At 41.0% G+C, this 15,752-nt stretch carries 15 protein-coding genes; 7 read left to right on the forward strand and 8 right to left on the reverse strand.

Annotated elements, in window-relative coordinates; all coding sequences use genetic code 11:
- Positions 1-66: 66 nt before the first annotated feature.
- Together IMPJCBKJ_RS15720 and IMPJCBKJ_RS15725 are read right to left on the reverse strand one after the other, a co-directional pair.
- Positions 67-756 carry an anti-sigma factor gene (locus tag IMPJCBKJ_RS15720; protein ID WP_166340963.1) on the reverse strand — a complete coding sequence of 230 codons (690 nt, stop codon included), beginning with the start codon at positions 754-756 and terminating at the stop codon, positions 67-69.
- Positions 753-1,283 (reverse strand): sigma-70 family RNA polymerase sigma factor, encoded by a 531-nt coding sequence (locus IMPJCBKJ_RS15725; protein ID WP_138599809.1) that lies wholly within the window; start codon positions 1,281-1,283, stop codon positions 753-755. The genes IMPJCBKJ_RS15720 and IMPJCBKJ_RS15725 overlap by 4 nt, the downstream gene beginning before the upstream one ends.
- 335 nt (positions 1,284-1,618) lie before the next feature.
- On the opposite strand from IMPJCBKJ_RS15725, the gene IMPJCBKJ_RS15730 reads away from it, so the two are divergent.
- Positions 1,619-3,241 carry a diacylglycerol kinase family protein gene (locus IMPJCBKJ_RS15730; RefSeq protein ID WP_166340965.1) on the forward strand — a complete coding sequence of 541 codons (1,623 nt, stop codon included), beginning with the start codon at positions 1,619-1,621 and terminating at the stop codon, positions 3,239-3,241.
- Between the two features lie 4 nt (positions 3,242-3,245).
- Here IMPJCBKJ_RS15730 and IMPJCBKJ_RS15735 read toward each other — a convergent pair whose 3' ends face one another.
- Both IMPJCBKJ_RS15735 and IMPJCBKJ_RS15740 read right to left on the reverse strand, forming a co-directional pair.
- On the reverse strand, positions 3,246-3,512 hold the full coding sequence (locus tag IMPJCBKJ_RS15735; protein ID WP_055198859.1) for a VF530 family protein: 267 nt from the start codon (positions 3,510-3,512) through the stop codon (positions 3,246-3,248).
- Positions 3,513-3,568: 56 nt separating this feature from the next.
- Positions 3,569-3,868: a DUF1496 domain-containing protein gene (locus IMPJCBKJ_RS15740; RefSeq protein WP_054552186.1), complete on the reverse strand. Its 300-nt coding sequence runs from the start codon at positions 3,866-3,868 to the stop codon at positions 3,569-3,571.
- A 77-nt stretch (positions 3,869-3,945) separates the two neighbouring features.
- On the opposite strand from IMPJCBKJ_RS15740, the gene IMPJCBKJ_RS15745 reads away from it, so the two are divergent.
- Complete coding sequence (locus IMPJCBKJ_RS15745) at positions 3,946-4,176, forward strand: TIGR02647 family protein (protein WP_166340967.1); 231 nt, start codon at positions 3,946-3,948, stop codon at positions 4,174-4,176.
- 53 nt (positions 4,177-4,229) lie between these two features.
- Here the strand turns inward: IMPJCBKJ_RS15745 and maiA are convergent, their stop codons facing one another.
- Together maiA and hmgA are read right to left on the reverse strand one after the other, a co-directional pair.
- The gene (maiA, locus tag IMPJCBKJ_RS15750; RefSeq protein ID WP_166340970.1) at positions 4,230-4,859 is read right to left on the reverse strand and encodes a maleylacetoacetate isomerase; all 630 of its coding nucleotides are present in this window, start codon (positions 4,857-4,859) and stop codon (positions 4,230-4,232) included.
- Positions 4,859-6,163 carry a homogentisate 1,2-dioxygenase gene (gene hmgA / locus IMPJCBKJ_RS15755; RefSeq protein ID WP_166340972.1) on the reverse strand — a complete coding sequence of 435 codons (1,305 nt, stop codon included), beginning with the start codon at positions 6,161-6,163 and terminating at the stop codon, positions 4,859-4,861. The genes maiA and hmgA overlap by 1 nt, the downstream gene beginning before the upstream one ends.
- 103 nt (positions 6,164-6,266) lie before the next feature.
- Here hmgA and IMPJCBKJ_RS15760 point away from each other — a divergent pair, with 103 nt between their 5' ends.
- The 5 genes from IMPJCBKJ_RS15760 (at position 6,267) to IMPJCBKJ_RS15780 (ending at position 11,191) form a co-directional block, all read left to right on the forward strand.
- Positions 6,267-6,722, forward strand: a complete 456-nt coding sequence (locus tag IMPJCBKJ_RS15760) for a MarR family winged helix-turn-helix transcriptional regulator (protein ID WP_138617308.1) — start codon at positions 6,267-6,269, stop codon at positions 6,720-6,722.
- 95 nt (positions 6,723-6,817) lie between these two features.
- A complete protein-coding gene (locus tag IMPJCBKJ_RS15765; RefSeq protein ID WP_054552191.1) occupies positions 6,818-7,630 on the forward strand; it encodes a hypothetical protein in 813 nt (270 codons plus the stop codon).
- A complete protein-coding gene (locus IMPJCBKJ_RS15770; RefSeq protein ID WP_166340974.1) occupies positions 7,630-8,670 on the forward strand; it encodes an extracellular solute-binding protein in 1,041 nt (346 codons plus the stop codon). Before IMPJCBKJ_RS15765 ends, IMPJCBKJ_RS15770 begins: the two co-directional genes overlap by 1 nt.
- On the forward strand, positions 8,670-10,169 hold the full coding sequence (locus IMPJCBKJ_RS15775; RefSeq protein WP_054552193.1) for an iron ABC transporter permease: 1,500 nt from the start codon (positions 8,670-8,672) through the stop codon (positions 10,167-10,169). The genes IMPJCBKJ_RS15770 and IMPJCBKJ_RS15775 overlap by 1 nt, the downstream gene beginning before the upstream one ends.
- Before the next feature lie 11 nt (positions 10,170-10,180).
- Positions 10,181-11,191, forward strand: coding sequence for an ABC transporter ATP-binding protein (locus tag IMPJCBKJ_RS15780; protein ID WP_054552194.1), 1,011 nt, complete (start codon positions 10,181-10,183; stop codon positions 11,189-11,191).
- A gap of 469 nt (positions 11,192-11,660) precedes the next feature.
- Here IMPJCBKJ_RS15780 and IMPJCBKJ_RS15785 read toward each other — a convergent pair whose 3' ends face one another.
- Together IMPJCBKJ_RS15785 and IMPJCBKJ_RS15790 are read right to left on the reverse strand one after the other, a co-directional pair.
- Complete coding sequence (locus tag IMPJCBKJ_RS15785; RefSeq protein ID WP_166340976.1) at positions 11,661-14,777, reverse strand: TonB-dependent receptor; 3,117 nt, start codon at positions 14,775-14,777, stop codon at positions 11,661-11,663.
- Positions 14,778-14,811: 34 nt separating this feature from the next.
- Positions 14,812-15,675: a S1/P1 nuclease gene (locus tag IMPJCBKJ_RS15790; protein ID WP_166341048.1), complete on the reverse strand. Its 864-nt coding sequence runs from the start codon at positions 15,673-15,675 to the stop codon at positions 14,812-14,814.
- Between the last annotated feature and the right edge of the window lie 77 nt (positions 15,676-15,752).

Below are 15,752 nucleotides of genomic sequence, written 5' to 3' on the forward strand. Positions count from 1 at the left end.
TGGATGCAAAAAAGTTAAAGTTTTTTAGAAAAAAGTAAAAAGCCGTGTTTAAACACGGCTTTTAATTTACAAAATAATGAGTTCTGTAGTGAAAAGTACCTCGGTTGGAGAGCCATTTGGCGAGCCTCCTAGAGGTTCTAAACTGATAGCGAGTAGTGAAATTTCTGTCGCATCAAAGTCTATGTGTTTTGGTAATTCAAGTGTTCCCGATTTTGGAAGTAAACCTAAAGAAACCGGCGCATCTTTACCTTTTAAGATCATCCATAGCTCATAATCTTTATCAGTGCGCGGAACAAGTGCTGTTGCAGCTCGAATCGATAAGTTTTCATCTTTTACATCAATAAACCAAAGGGGTTGTTCAGCCTCATTTTTAAAAAGGGCTATTTGTTCTGATTTAACTTTCGTTATTTCCTGAGGTTGCCAAATAATTAAAGCTAACACTATACATGCAGCCGTAGCGATGAGTGACCAAGCTTGTAATATTGATGATTTAGATTTATTTGGCTTGCTTGTTATAGGTATTACCTGAGGATCGATCCTGCTAACAATTTTCTGCCAAACATGTTCATCTGGAGGCACAGATTCTATTGAACTTGCAAGGTTGTTCAAGTGTTGTTCCCACATCCAAGTTGCTTCACGTGCCCGCGTTGAAGTTAGCATTAACCGAGTGAATCTATCTCTTGCTGAACCACGTAATGTCCCCAGTACATATTCAGCCGCTAACATATCAATGAGTGTTTGATTTTCATAATTCATAGCGTTAAGCACCTTTGTAGTTGCTGTAAACCACGTCGGATCCAGCTTTTGACTGTTCCAAGCGGTGTCGCGATGTGGTCAACTAATTCGTGATGAGTCAAACCTCTATAGTATGCTAAATGAATAGCCTGTCTTTGCTGAGGATCAAGCTGTTCGATACAATCTACCAATTTGCTGTTGTCTTCATAATTAACATCAATAGGTAAATCATCTAAATGATCATTTTCATCAACAAGAGTTTGTTCCTTACGCACTTTGTGATGGCGAATCATATCTAGGCTTCGATATCTAACTATGCTGATCATCCAAGACATAACAGCGCCTTTAGATGATTGATATTCACTTGCGTTATGCCAAACTTTAACAAAAGCATCTTGTAAAGCTTCCTCGGCGTGCGCTCGATTGCCAAGCATCTTAAGACTTATTGCGAAAAGTGTTGCGCTGGTCTTCTGATATAAGTGACCAAAAGCAATTTTATCGCCTTTAGCTGTAGCACTTAATAGGGTTAATAATTCATCGTTTTCCATAGATTTCCTTTGTTATTATTAATAACGATTAGCTGACAGTTTTAGATGCAATTCATTTATGTTTTTACAAAAAGAATGGTTTAATTTTGTAAAAGTAATTCTTTTCCATTAGTTAGCGTAGCAGGGTTGCAAGACAAGGCAAACTTACATGTGAATATTATGTAAACTTGTGTAAGTTATTCATAAAGTTGTGAAAAAATGTCCTAAACTAAATTGGTAAGCTTTTTAATAATTGCTAAGTTGCTGATTTTTCATAGTCTATAAAGCTATTTAAATGGCTTTATATGGAGTGAAATTTGCAAGGTATTGTGCAATTAGAATAACAAGGAGTGATTATGTGGGCAGCATTTAGTTACTTAGCATTAGCGATTGTATTTATAATTGCGGCTATTCGCGTAGAAACTGTGTACTTTGCACTGTTTTTTTATTGGACTGCACTGTCGTTACTATTAGTCAGTGGCGCATATTTTTTTAATATCGCGCGTATTTTTAGAAAACGCGAAAATGGCGTTATTCCTATTTATATTCGTTGGGCTTTTATCCCCTTCTTATTGGGTGCACAGCTTTACAATGCTTGGTCGCGTAAACACGATAAAGTACCGCCATTACAGCAAATTAATGAGCATTTATTTTTAGCCTGTCGTTTATTTCCTTCCGATATAGACACTATGAAAGAAATGGGTATTACGGCTATTTTAGATGTAACTTGCGAGTTTGATGGCCTTGAATGGTCTTCTACCCAAGAGAATATTCGTTATTTAAATATTCCTGTTCTTGATCATAGCGTGCCAACACGCGCGCAACTACATCAAGCAATTAATTGGATTGACCATCAAGTAAAAGCTGATAGACGTGTGGTAGTGCATTGCGCTTTAGGACGAGGCCGTTCTGTATTTGTGATGGCAGCTTACTTACTTAGCCAAAATAAAGATGCCGATGTACACCAAGTACTCGCACAAATTAAAGAGACACGAGAAACTGCAAATTTAAACAAGCGCCAGCTGCGTCATCTAGTGCGTCGCCATCGTAGAGGTGACTTATTAATCAAAAATAAAGCTGTGCTCATTGCTAACCCTGTTTCTGGCACAAAACTGTGGGAAGCTAAACGTAAGCAAATTACATCTCGTTTGTCTGAGTATTACGATTTAACTGTTTACACCACTTCAGAGCAGGTAAATGGTACTGAGTTAGCCAAAGAAGCACTTGAATTGAACCCTGATGTAGTCATCGCCTGTGGTGGTGATGGTACAGTAACAGAGGTGGCAAGTGTACTTGTTAATACAGACTGTAAACTGGGGATTATTCCTTTAGGTACTGCAAATGCCCTCGCTCATGTGTTGATGGGTATACAATCGAAGCTTATTCCGGTAGAGCAGGCGTGTGAGCTTATTATTGAAGGGCAGGCGAGTCGGATAGATACCGCTGTGTGTAATGGCGAGCGTATGTTATTACTTGCAGGAATTGGTTTTGAACAAAAGATGATTGAAAAAGCCCATCGTGATGCTAAAAATGAGTCTGGGCAATTAGCTTATTTACAAGGGTTTTGGCAAGCATTAGGTGAGCATGAAGCGCAAGACTATGTTGTTACTCTTGATAATAACGATGAGCAAACAATCAATACTACCAGTTTAATCATCGCCAACGCCGCGCCATTTACTACTTTACTTGCTCAATCTGCAGGGCAGCCAGATCACCAAGATGGTTTATTGGATGTTAACTGGCTAACACCTAGTGCCGATTCTAAAGCGAGTACTTTAAGTATTGCGGAGTTAGTGTTCTCGAGTATTACACAAACTAGTTTTGCTATTAACAGTCACCACACAAATGCTAAACGAGTAACAGTACGCGCAGCAAAAGGGTTGAGCTATGTTATTGATGGTGAAGTTAAAACTGCAGATAAACTAGAGGTGGAGATATCACCGAAATCGCTTTCGGTGATTGTAGCAGCTGAAGATTAAGTGGTTACTTTTTGATGCTTTTCCATTGGAAAGTGCCATCATCAGCTTGGTCATTATCGATAAAGGTATCAATATATAACTGCTCTACTTTTTCTCGTGCCCAAGGGGTCTTTCGTAAAAATTTAAGACTCGACTTTACACTTGGGTCATTTTGAAAGCAGCGTACATCGACGTGCGCTGCCATACCTTCCCAACCAAGTTTTTCTTCAAGTTTAGTAACGATGTCGGCTAATTTAACGCCATGTAACGGATTATTTGGTTGATTGTCCATGATAAATCTTAGGTTATTTGCAACCGCGCAATAGTACCCTATCTGTGCGTTTTAATCTAATTGACGTGAATCGTTTTCGTTTGTTTAGGGTAAATAATCTCGCCATTAGCATTTAGTCTGAGCCACGCCAAATCACTGTTTGAAAAATTAGGCTGTTTGGCGCTGCAAATTAAGGTCATCTCGCCAACGACAATATAGGCACCTTCGGTATAGCGTTTATTTTCATACCAACACACTTTTTCATTGTTTAACGCCTCTTGACCATCAAGCACGATTAATGGTTTTTCCTTAGCGTGCGCTTGATTTAGAAACCCTAAAGTAAACAAAGTACTTAACAGTAAAATTTTCTTTAACAAAATACGCCTCCCGTTGGGCAGATTTGTATAACTACACTAAGCTTATGACAAGGAATAAATAATAAAAAGGTGAACACATGCAATTTGATAAAAATATGATCGATGAACTAATCCTGCTTGCAAAATTTCCTCGTAACTCTCAAATGCAGGGAATTAAAATACACTCCGATGCAGAAAACTCAATTAAAGATGCAGCAAAACGGCTTTATGATAAAGGTATTACTGATAGTCCTGATGGGGGCTACTTAACGGACTTAGGGCTCGATTTAATCAACCATGTGAGTGTGATTAACTCAGCGCTTAGATAACAAATATAAAAGGCCCGAATTGTTCGGGCCTTTTACATTAATCATACTAACGCTTAAATCGCATCTGGCTGATTTTGTGGTGCAGCATCTATAAAGGCATCAAGCTTATTACATTGCTCATAAACAGCTGCAATTTTAGGGTAATTGGTCATATCAACCTTAAAGCGCAAGGCATTAAATACTTGCGGCACTAAGCACACATCTGCAAGCGTTGGTTTGTTGCCCACACAAAACGTGTTCGCTTCATCAAGTAGCTTTTCGATACTCTCAAAGCCAACTTCTACCCAATGCTTATACCAGGTTGTTTTTGCTTCTTCATCAACACCCAGATCGTTAGCCAAGTATTTTAATACGCGCAAATTATCGATAGGGTGGATATCACACGCTACGGCATAACATAAATTACGGATCTGAGCTTTTTGCCATACATCACCCGTTAACAGTGGCGTTTCTGGATGAGTTTCTTCTAGCCACTCTAAAATAGCCAGCGACTGCGCAAGTACCCCTTGCTCAGTTTCTAATGCAGGCAATAACCCTTGAGGGTTCTTAGCTAGGTACTCGTCGCTTTGCTGTTCGGATTTTAATAAATTAACTGTCACCAACTCGTGATCAATGTTCTTTAAATTAAGCGCAATGCGTACTCGATATGCAGCTGATGAACGAAAATAGCTATAAAGTTTCATTATACGTCCTGTTTACCTGTGAAATGTTTTTTAATAGTGCGCCAACAGTCAGTGTAATTAGGCTGACGCTCTTTACCTTCAAGGGCATATTTAGTTGGTGAAATAACGTAACGCGATTCGAACATAAATGCCAAAGTGTTTTCGTAGCGTTGTGGTTCAAGTTCAGCATTTGATGCTTTTTCGAATACATCGGCTTCTGGTCCATGTGGCGACATACAATTATGTAAGCTAGAACCACCTGGTACAAAGCCATGCTCTTTGGCATCGTAGACACCTTCGATTAGGCCCATAAACTCACTCATGATATTACGGTGGTAATAAGGTGGGCGGAATGTGTTTTCAGCCACCATCCAGCGTGGAGGGAAGATAGCAAAATCGATATTAGCAACACCTTCTGTACCTGATGGTGATGTTAATACAGTAAAGATTGATGGGTCTGGGTGATCGTAACTTACTGTATTCATAACATTGAATCTAGCAAGGTCATACTTGTAAGGTGCACTGTTACCCGTCCAAGCAACCACATCTAATGGCGAGTGGCCAATATCACAACGGAACATATTGCCATTGAATTTAGCAACGAGTTCGAAATCACCTTCTACATCTTCAAAAGCGGCTACAGGGTAGTGGAAGTCACGGTCATTAGCATAACCATTGGCACCGACAGGGCCGCGCTCTGGTAAAATATAGGCATGGCCATAGTTTTCACAGATATAGCCACGGGCTGTATCAGTAAGCAAATCAACTGCGAACTTAATGCCACGAGGAATTACGGCAATTTCGCCTGCACGAACGGTGAGTATCCCGCACTCGGTTCTAAGTAATAGCTCACCTTGTTGCGGCACGAATAACATTTCACCGTCAGCATTATAAAAGTAACGGTGTTGCATTGATTTATTAGCGACATAAATATGAATACCAATACCTGTTTGTGCATTGGCACTACCGTTGGCAGCCATAGTGACTAAACCATCTATAAAATCAGTTGGCTGTGCTGGAATTTCAATTGGATCCCAACGCAGCATCGTCGGTGGTGTTGGCACTTCTGTAATAGGAGCGGTGCGAATAAGGCCATTATCAATTGGCGTGTAATCACCTTGTATTACTGACGGGCGAATGCGGTAAAACCAAGTTCGACGATTATCAGCACGGGGCGCTGTAAAAGCCGTAGTACTGAACTGCTCAGCATATAAATCGTATTTAACTTTTTGCGGGCTGAATTGACCGATAGGTAATGCACCGGGTAATGCTTCGGTTTCAAATTCATTACCAAAGCCAGTCATATATTGTAATTCGTTATTCATCACTAGACTCCTGAAAGGTTTTAGGTAAGATACTCTCATGTGAGACTAAATTCAAACTACACTGAATTTACTTGTGTAAATATTCTTTGACAGTAGTGCAGCCATGACGACAGATAATCAAACAACGCTCGATTTAAAACAGTTCTTACCTTATTCACTAACTAATATTGCAATGCAAATGAGTGAGCAGTTTAGTGAGCTATATCAACAGCAGTTCGATTTAACCGTGCCACAATGGCGGATAATTGCGAATTTAGCGCAATATGGTGAGCGCACTGCCAAAGAATTATGTGATATGGCACGAATGGATAAATCAACGGTGTCTCGTGCAGTAAAGTCGCTATTGACCAGAAACCTTATAATAGCCAAAGAAAACCCTAAGGATAAACGCGCAAGTTTGTTATCGCTTTCCGTTGAGGGGAACCGTCTTCATGAACAAATTGTGCCATTAGCAAATGAGTGGCAAGCAGGTTTAGTGAGTGACTTAGATAGCCAAGAACTTAAACAATTTATAAGCACTCTTAGTAAGCTTTCCAATCACCTAAATAAAAATGTTTAAATCTGTAATCAAGGCTTTATAGCAATTGATTTAGACAATCGATACATATATGATAATGGCTATCATTTACAATTAGAAACTTGGATGTCCCCCCTATGAAATTAGCGTTAAACACCGTTAAAACACTAGGTCTTAGCCTAGTATTAGCATCTACTTTTATTGCCCAACCTGTATTGGCAAATGGCCCAATTGGTGAGCACGTTAATCATCTAAAAGAAAATTTAAAAGATTACTCAGAAGACGTTGAGTGGATGGTCGGTAAAGTTGACACCATGGTTACCGATTATGAAACAAAAGGCGCAAAAGCAGTTAAAAGCGATGATTTAATTGAATACTGGGAATCAGTAAAGTTTCACAGTGCGATTGAAACGAATTATGTGCCGGTTTATGCATCAATCTGGCAAGGCATTTATGGTATCAAAATGGCTATTGATGACAAAAAACCAGCAAGCGAAGTACGTAAACACCAAAAGGCCTTAAATGCTGCCTTGTGGCAGGGTCTTGGAGCTGTTAAACTTGCTGCTGACTTCCAGCAAAAAGGCTTATTAAAAGCTGTAAAAGCAACTGCTTCTGAAACAATGACGCAAAGCGCTACTATCGATGAGATCAAACATAAATTAGACCGTGTTGTTGCAAAATACGCAGAACGTTTAAGCGATGAAGCAACGCAAATTGTACACGATACTTACCTTCACTTATTTGAAGGTGTTGAAGGTACACTTATCGAAAAAGATGCGAAGTTAGTAGAAGTACTCGAAAAAGATTTTAACGTAACCCTGCCTAAAGCTATTTCTGATAAAGGGTCTGTTGACCAAGTCCGTGCAGTGGTTGTTGATATGCAAGAAAAACTAGATCGCGCTAAGGTGTTACTAGAAGAAGCCGAAAAAGCACGTAAGGATGTATTTTAGTGAAGCGTAGGACCTTTATTCAAGGCCTGGCTGCGTTTGGGGTAGTAGGCGCAATGCCGCTACCTCTTTCTCGTGCCTTTGCAGCCTCTGCTGCAAGCCCAATTTCAGTGAAAGACTTACCATCCCTAGAGGGTGACCTAACTTTATATTTAGGCCGTGGTGAAGGTGGTTTGTACGAAAACGTACTGCAATCAATCCAAAAGAAAAACCCAAAACTTAATTTATCTATTCGCCGTGGCCCAACTGCTGCACTTGCCAACATGATAGTGGCAGAAGCGAAAGCGGGTGTTAAACGTGCTGATCTATTTTGGGCGGTTGACTCTGGTGCGATTGGCTTAGTCACAGATGCAGGTTTAGCTAAACCGCTACCATCTGACTTAGAGGCGCAGTTACAACCGCAGTTTCGTTATCCGGGCTGGGCACCTGTGACAGGTCGTATTCGTACATTGCCTTATAACACTAAGCGCCTAAGTAAAGATCAGATCCCAGATAGCATAATGGCCATTGCTGATAGCGATTTATCTATTGGTTGGGCACCGGCTTATGCTTCTTTCCAATCATTTGTCACGGCAATGCGTATTCTTGAAGGTGAAGATAAAACCGCTAAATGGCTTAAGAAAGTTCAAAAACGTTCGAAAACCTATGCAGGCGAGCTTGGCGTAGTGATGGCTGTTGAGCGTGGTGAAGTGGATATTGGTTTTGCAAACCATTATTACACGTTACGTCTTAAGTCAGGTAAACCTAATGCTAATCTTGATCTAGCATTCACCAATCAAGATGCCGGTTGTTTAGTTAATGCATCAGGTGTGTTATCACTGACAGACAACCCAAATGCAATGAACTTTATGCGCTACTTACTAAGCTCTGAAGTACAAAGCTATTTAGCACGTGAAGCCTACGAAATTCCATTGATCCAAGGTATTTACCAACCAGCTGGGTTACCAGCATTAACGGATGTGTCACCACCGAAAATCGATTTAACTCAATTGGCAGATTTAAGGCCAACACTCGACCTTATGCGCAGTAGCGGTATTTTATAATGCGCATACCTGCTTCTTATCCCATGGCGCTGCTTGCAGCGCTTTTGGCGTTAGTGCCAGTTTATATTCTGATCACCTTAGCCAGTGATGCGACGGCTGTTTTTGATAGTCACAATTTAAAAATTCTAGGTAACACCTTATCACTTATGGTGTTAACTGTTTTAGGCTCTATTTTAATTGGCGTGCCTCTGGCGTTTATCAGTGCCTATGTTCAACTTCCTTTTAAAAAGCTTTGGCTTGTTTTGTTTGCAGCGCCACTTGCTATTCCAAGTTATATTGGCGCGTTTACTTTATATGCAGCATTTGGCCCCGGTGGTGAGATAAATCAGCTGCTAGGCTTTGAAACCCCGCCTATGTATGGCTTAACGGGGGCTGCCATTGTAATGACGCTATACACATTTCCATTTGTGATGCTAACTACGCGTTCGTCTTTACTTAGTCTCGATGCTAGCATGGTAAACGCGGCTCGCACTTTAGGCATGTCGATGCCGATGAGTGTGTTTAAAGTCATATTACCGCGTGTAATAAACGGTATTGCGGCGGGCTCATTACTGGTTGCACTTTATACCCTATCAGATTTTGGTACACCGGCGATGATGCGCTTAGATACCTTTACTCGGGTAATCTATGTTGAATATAACGCCTTTGGCTTAAGTCGTGCAGCGATGTTGTCGCTTCAATTAATGGTAATAGTAGGCTTTTTACTGTTCATCGAATCACAAATTAAAACGGCTTCAGAGCGCCACGGTAGACCGCTGATGTTATTCCCATCTAACGGGCAAAAGTTAGCCATGCTGGTGACTTTTCTACCTGTTTTATTATTGGCTATTTGTTTGCCGTTAGCCATTTTTACCCTTTGGCTTGCCCGTGATGGTGTTGCTGATTTTGATTTCAGCATTGCGTGGAACTCAGCTTATGCATCTGGCATTGCGGCTATTGTCGCTGTTGTGGTTGCTGTGCCTGTAGCGCATGCTGCCTTAAGCGGTAAAGTAGGGCGCATTATGGAACGGGTTACTTATTTCGGATTTGGTATTCCAGGTATCGTAATGGGTACTGCACTTGTTTATGGTGGCCTGCAATTACCGCTTTTATACCAAACTCTGGCATTATTAGTGATTGCCTATGTGCTGCGCTTTTTACCGTTGGCAGTGGGATCTGTGCGAACCAGCACAGAACACTTAGATTCGAGTTTAATTAAATCAGCTCGCGTATTAGGCGCAAGCCCTCGTGAAGCATTTATGCGTATTACCTTGCCTTTAACACTGCGCGGTATCATTGCTGGTGCAGCTTTGGTATTTTTAGAATCAATGCGAGAGCTTGAAGCAACATTGTTACTCGGCCCAACAGGATTTGAAACCCTATCAACCTATTTGTGGCGAGTTTACGAAGCCGGTTATTTCGGTCGCGCTGCCATTCCTGGGCTCTTGTTAGTAGTGATATCAGCATGTGGCTTAGCTATAATGCTCTCAGGTGAAAAGCGCAGTCAATTAGAACATTAAGGATCAGTTTAATGCTATCAGTTAGTAAGCTGTCTATCGATTATGGTAGCAATCGTGTGGTAAGTGAACTTAACTTATCACTTGGGGAAAGTGAGATCCTCATGCTAGTTGGTCCAACTGGCTGTGGTAAAAGTACAATTTTACAAGCGTTAGCAGGGCTTATTCCTATCAGCGAAGGCGAAATTAACTTAGGCTCATGGCGGGCAACACCCAAATTAAAAGTACCACCAGAAAAGCGTAAAGTAGGGATGGTATTTCAAGACTTTGCGTTATTTCCGCACTTAACGGTACAGCAAAATATTTGCTTTAGATTAACTGATACCTCTAAAGCAGATCATTGGATTAAGTTACTGGGTCTTGAAGCTTTTCGTGATAAAAAGCCCGCTACTTTATCGGGTGGTCAAAAGCAGCGTGTAGCACTTGCCCGTACATTGGCTCACGAACCTGACTTTGTATTGCTTGACGAACCTTTATCAAACCTTGATGCAGCTTTAAAAGATACCCTTCGTTGGGATATTCGTAATGCATTAAAAGATGCGGGTGTACCTGCTATTTGGGTAACCCATGACCAAGAAGAAGCCTTATCTGTCGGTGACCGAGTTGGCGTACTGAAAGAAGGGATTATTCAGCAAATAGATACCCCTGAACGCTGCTTTAGCTTACCAAGCAATCGCTTTGTTGCACGTTTCTTAGGTGAAGCAAGTTTCATTGCCGGTAACTGTGAAGGTGATATCGCCACCACTGATTTAGGTAATGCCCCAGCTATTAAGGTTGATCATGAAACCGCGAAGGTTGATGTATTACTTCGCCCTGATGATATTAATCTTATTCAAAATGCAGCTACTAGCAATGGTAAAGTGACATGGGTCCGTTACGAAGGTGGCAGCCGCTTATGCGCTGTAAAATTAGCGTGTGATACTGTGGTGACAAGCCGTGTTAGCCATGAAGTGATGGTACGCCCAGGTGATGCAGTGCATGTTTCTATCAATACAACACATCCACTTGCGGTTTACGCAGCTTAAATAGACATAACTGTGCAGGTCTCATTGGCCTGCATTTACATATCAGTGGAGGTCGGGCTTTAGCCCGTCATCATTCGGTGTTTAAACATTTGTTGCCATAAATGACGACCTACATAACAATCTTAGATCGAGTTAAACATCAGCCCTCAGACGCGATGTAAAATCTGCTACATATAAATACATTAATTTGTTACTTCAAGCTTTAATCTTGGTACTGGCTTATTTTACTCTTGTATCTCGTATCTCGTATCTCGTATCTCGTATCTCATATCTACAACCATTCCCGGCTAAAGCCAGCCCTACGAAAAGATTTATCAGGTATTAGGTTCTAGGTTTTATGTAGAAAGGCGCGATGTAAAATCGCTGATACCTAGCAACTCGCTAACTTTACTCTTGCCAACTTTCCCCCAAACGTAAAAAGCCCGCCAGTAGGGGCGGGCTTTTGCTTTATAACAAGGTTAACTTGTTATTAGAATGTGTAACGTACACCTACACGCATTTCCCAAACTGATGCACCGCTTTGAGTTGCAGTTTTACCATTGTTAGGGCTGAAGTCAGAGTATACGTAACGACCTTGGTCATCGATTGATGTTTTGATCATACGGTTACCAACGAAGTTACCTTTCTTAAGTACGCCCCAGTCATCGTTTAACATGTTAGTTAAGTTATCGATAACGAAGAATACTTCACCTTTGTGACCAGGCATGAAACCAGGTAACTCTTGAGTCATCTTGAAGTTAACTTTAGTGAACCAATCAGCATTTTGGCTGTTACGGCCAACGATTTCACCGCGTTCAAGGCCTTGAGCTGAAATCCACTCGTTAAACTCAGTTACTTCTTCAGGTGTCATGTCGTAAACAACGTTAGGGTCATTTACTTCAGGGATATACATTAGCTGACGGCTACGGTTAGAGTTGCTATCACCCCAAACATTGTCGCTACCGTTATATGTATAGCTGTAAGGAAGACCTTTGAATGTTTCGCTGAATAGGTTGAAACGTGTGTTGTAACCATCAAACAATTCAGTTGTGTAACCTAATGTCATCGTAAAGCGATGCGGGATCTCGTAATCAGATGTGTGTGCACCTGGGTTAGTCGGATCGTATGTCGCCATGTTACCGTAGTTTGAGCTCGCTACAGAGCTAGTCATTGGGTTTACATCTGTTGAGTCAGTGTAAGCATAAGCAAGTTGTACGCTAATACCGTTATCAAAACGCTTACTCATTGCAGCAGAAATGATGTGAGACTCACCGCTATCACCACTTACGTTAGTCAGCAGTAAGTCACCACTACGACCTTCGATAGACTCAAGAATTGGACGACCGTCAAATGTAGTTCTGCCTGAATCTTGTAATGCGATGTCTTGTAAAATTGCAGCATCTTTACGCTTAGTGAATAAGTAATCTAGAGAGAAAACGTATTCATCTTCAGTTGTGTATGTTGCACCTACTGAGTATTTCCACTCTGATGGCATTTCAAAGTCTGGGTCAACAGCATTTACTGATGAATCACCTGCACCAATTGTCGTATTAGCAACTTCATCAAACATATCTTGTGGCACTTCGTAACCTGGAGTACCACCGTTTACTGTTGGTGTATTGAATAAATCAATATCTTCACGGTAAGTACCAATGTTCGTGATACCGTCGTTTGAGTATGAGTTAGATAACCAAACGTTCGGGTTACCACCAGAGAATAGGCCTACACCTGCACGTACTTCTAATGCATCTGTTGCATACCATTCAAAACCTACACGTGGTTGAATTAAATCGATGCCGTCAAATGTTGCTTGGTTGCTGAAACCGTAGCGGTTAGTGAAGTTTTCATTGTAGTTTGGTTTGTCGTCACTTGTGTATTTGTCGTAACGAAGACCAAATGTTAACGTCGCATCTAAATCTGTGAAGCTGTACTCATCTTGCACATAGAAAGTATGTTGTGCATATGAGAAGCTTGCAGCAGCATCAGTTGGGTTGTTTGTACCCGCAGCATTGTTGTAGTAGATACGTGCAGCTTGACCAGCTTCAAAATCATCTACAGAATCAAAACGCCACTCACCTTGAGTGTGCTGTACGAATTGGTTAAATACGTCTAGCTTTTCGTACTCATAACCACCTGTGATCGTGTGTTGATCAAGATAGTATGTACCTGCAAGTTTTACAGTCGTTGTTTCGTAGTCTAGGTCATTTGATTGACGAGAGTCATCAGGACCGATATAGATAGTACCACCGCCAGCAGCATCAATTTGCATTTCACCAAAGCCGCTCGCTGCATCTAAAGATTGTACTGTTGCATCTAGCTCAGATTTACCAATACGAACTTCAGTTGAGAAGCTATCTGACCAATCTGAGTATAGTGAACCGATGATTGATGTAAACTCAGCACCTTGCTTGAAGAAGTGATTATCTAAAGCTACTGTATCGCTGTATGCATCTGATTGAGATAGCGTGAAAGCGTCATTGTAGTTATAGATTAAGTTTGCACGGTGATCGTCATTGATGTTCCAGTCTAACTTAATTAAGATTTTTTCATCTTCTACTGGAGCACTAGATGGCATGCCACCTGCGTCATAACCGTATACGTCTTGTGCGATTTGCTGTACACGAGCAACGTCTGCAGCTGAAACGCTACCTGTGTTTAAACCGCCGTACTCATATTGTTTAACGCCTTCAACTTTTTCGTATGATGTGAATAAGAAAAGGTTATCTTTGATTAGTGGTAAACCAACGTTGAAGCCGTAACGTTTTTCAGTGTAATCACCGTTGTCGTAGTCTTCACCTTCGATTTTATCGCCTTTCATTGAATCATTTGTGTAATCGAAGAAAACACCACCGTGTACTTCGTTACCACCAGATTTAGTAACTGCGTTGATGTTACATGATGTGAAACCGCCATATTGAACATCAAATGGTGCTAACTCAACTGCAACTTGCTCGATTGAATCGAAAGAGAAAGGAGCACCGATAGTTGGGTAACCATTTGAGCTTAAACCGAAGTTATCGTTCATACGAACGCCGTCAAGGGTTAAGCTGTTAAAACGTGGGTTACCACCACCACAGTTGATTGAACCGCGGCTATCATCGATAGTTACACGTGGGTCGATACGGATGATATCTTTTAAATCACGGTTGATAGCTGGTTGGTTTTCTAAATCTTCAAGAGTGAACGTTGCAGCAGGACCTGTACCACCAGACATACGGCTGATAGGGCGACCAGTAACTACGATTTGTTCTACATCAGATTGTCTCTCTAACGTAACATTAACTGGGTAGTCAGCACCCACTTGTAGGTTAATGTTGTTGAATGTTTGATCTGCGAATACGTCAGAATCTACAACAACGCGGTAAGGACCACCTACACGTAGGCCTTTTGCTGTGAAGTAACCCGCATCGTTCGTTTCAGTTTCTTTAGTTGAACCTGAAGGTAAGTGAACGATAGTGATCTTAGTGCCAGCAGCAGGGTTGCCGCTAGGACCTTTGATTTGACCCTTGATAGCAGATGTTGTTTCATTTGCTAACGCTGCACCACTCACACCAACACATGCTGCAATAGCAAGTGATAGAGCTGTTTTGCGGAGTTGGATTTTCATTATGTTATTTCCCGTGTTAGAGGTTATGTTTCATTTATAGTTTGCTGTCAGTTGGCATCTTAAGTGCCTTTACTAACGGTTTTGCTGATTTATCAAATAACGTATTTAATAAACCAGCCAATCTTATACCGCCTTGCTGTAGGCGAGTTTTCACAATTGGTAAGTTTTTGTAGATATAACTATAACTTACGTTTGTTTCATTTTCGTTATACAGTGAATTTGCAATATTATTTGATTCGACTAACCAATCGCTAGGTGAACTGGCAAGATAGTCCGTGATTAACGCTTGATTTGTTGTATTTATAAATTGCGCAAACTCAGTATAGGACAAATTTTCATTTTCAATGAGTTTTGTGTCCCATAGGCTATGTAAATTGGTATCTTGACCGAAGAATGTGACAGAAATATTGTTGCCACCACGATCTTCACCGCGTCCGGCATGAAAAGGTTGGTGGCTGTCACCAACTAGATGAACTAAAAAACGCAGTGCGAACTGTTTTTCAGCTAGTGAGGCTTTCTGGTTTTGTAAAACTGAGATTGAGTATTCCATGCCTTCAAGGATATCTGACACGGTTTCTTTATTATGATGGGCATCTGAATCGTAACGGGGTTTAGCATCGCCTTCTTCAAAGTTAATGTAATGCCAGCGCGAAGATTTCTTTTGCCAGAAATTTTCTGGAGCAGAACGCATTTCATCAGCCCACGTTGCAACTTGTGGTAGTGAGTCACCATCGAGTAGGGGAACTAATGCTAGTTTAGTGGTGTCTGTAATATGCTTAGATGCAATTTCACCAACAATACGATGACCATTTTGACCCCATGCATTTGCAGGGGTGCTTAACACTGCTGAAATAACTGGTGTTGATAACAGCAACATTTTTATTGTTTTTTGTAACATTGACTCAGTGTCCAAAATGAATGTGCAATGAAGCACGATTTCTTGTGACATATTTTCCTGAATTTAAAATCAAATAG

It is taken from the genome of Pseudoalteromonas sp. MB47 (assembly GCF_011319765.1).
GTDB lineage: Bacteria > Pseudomonadota > Gammaproteobacteria > Enterobacterales > Alteromonadaceae > Pseudoalteromonas > Pseudoalteromonas simplex.

Bases quoted from the DNA above. Each gene is read 5' to 3' on its own strand.
- IMPJCBKJ_RS15725 (WP_138599809.1), bottom strand. From the start codon at position 1,283: ATGGAAAACGATGAATTATTAACCCTATTAAGTGCTACAGCTAAAGGC.
- maiA (WP_166340970.1), bottom strand. From the start codon at position 4,859: ATGAAACTTTATAGCTATTTTCGTTCATCAGCTGCATATCGAGTACGC.
- IMPJCBKJ_RS15745 (WP_166340967.1), top strand. From the start codon at position 3,946: ATGCAATTTGATAAAAATATGATCGATGAACTAATCCTGCTTGCAAAA.
- IMPJCBKJ_RS15775 (WP_054552193.1), top strand. From the start codon at position 8,670: ATGCGCATACCTGCTTCTTATCCCATGGCGCTGCTTGCAGCGCTTTTG.
- IMPJCBKJ_RS15785 (WP_166340976.1), bottom strand. From the start codon at position 14,777: ATGAAAATCCAACTCCGCAAAACAGCTCTATCACTTGCTATTGCAGCA.
- IMPJCBKJ_RS15720 (WP_166340963.1), bottom strand. From the start codon at position 756: ATGAATTATGAAAATCAAACACTCATTGATATGTTAGCGGCTGAATAT.
- IMPJCBKJ_RS15780 (WP_054552194.1), top strand. From the start codon at position 10,181: ATGCTATCAGTTAGTAAGCTGTCTATCGATTATGGTAGCAATCGTGTG.
- IMPJCBKJ_RS15730 (WP_166340965.1), top strand. From the start codon at position 1,619: ATGTGGGCAGCATTTAGTTACTTAGCATTAGCGATTGTATTTATAATT.
- IMPJCBKJ_RS15790 (WP_166341048.1), bottom strand. From the start codon at position 15,675: ATGTTACAAAAAACAATAAAAATGTTGCTGTTATCAACACCAGTTATT.
- IMPJCBKJ_RS15735 (WP_055198859.1), bottom strand. From the start codon at position 3,512: ATGGACAATCAACCAAATAATCCGTTACATGGCGTTAAATTAGCCGAC.
- IMPJCBKJ_RS15760 (WP_138617308.1), top strand. From the start codon at position 6,267: ATGACGACAGATAATCAAACAACGCTCGATTTAAAACAGTTCTTACCT.
- hmgA (WP_166340972.1), bottom strand. From the start codon at position 6,163: ATGAATAACGAATTACAATATATGACTGGCTTTGGTAATGAATTTGAA.
- IMPJCBKJ_RS15765 (WP_054552191.1), top strand. From the start codon at position 6,818: ATGAAATTAGCGTTAAACACCGTTAAAACACTAGGTCTTAGCCTAGTA.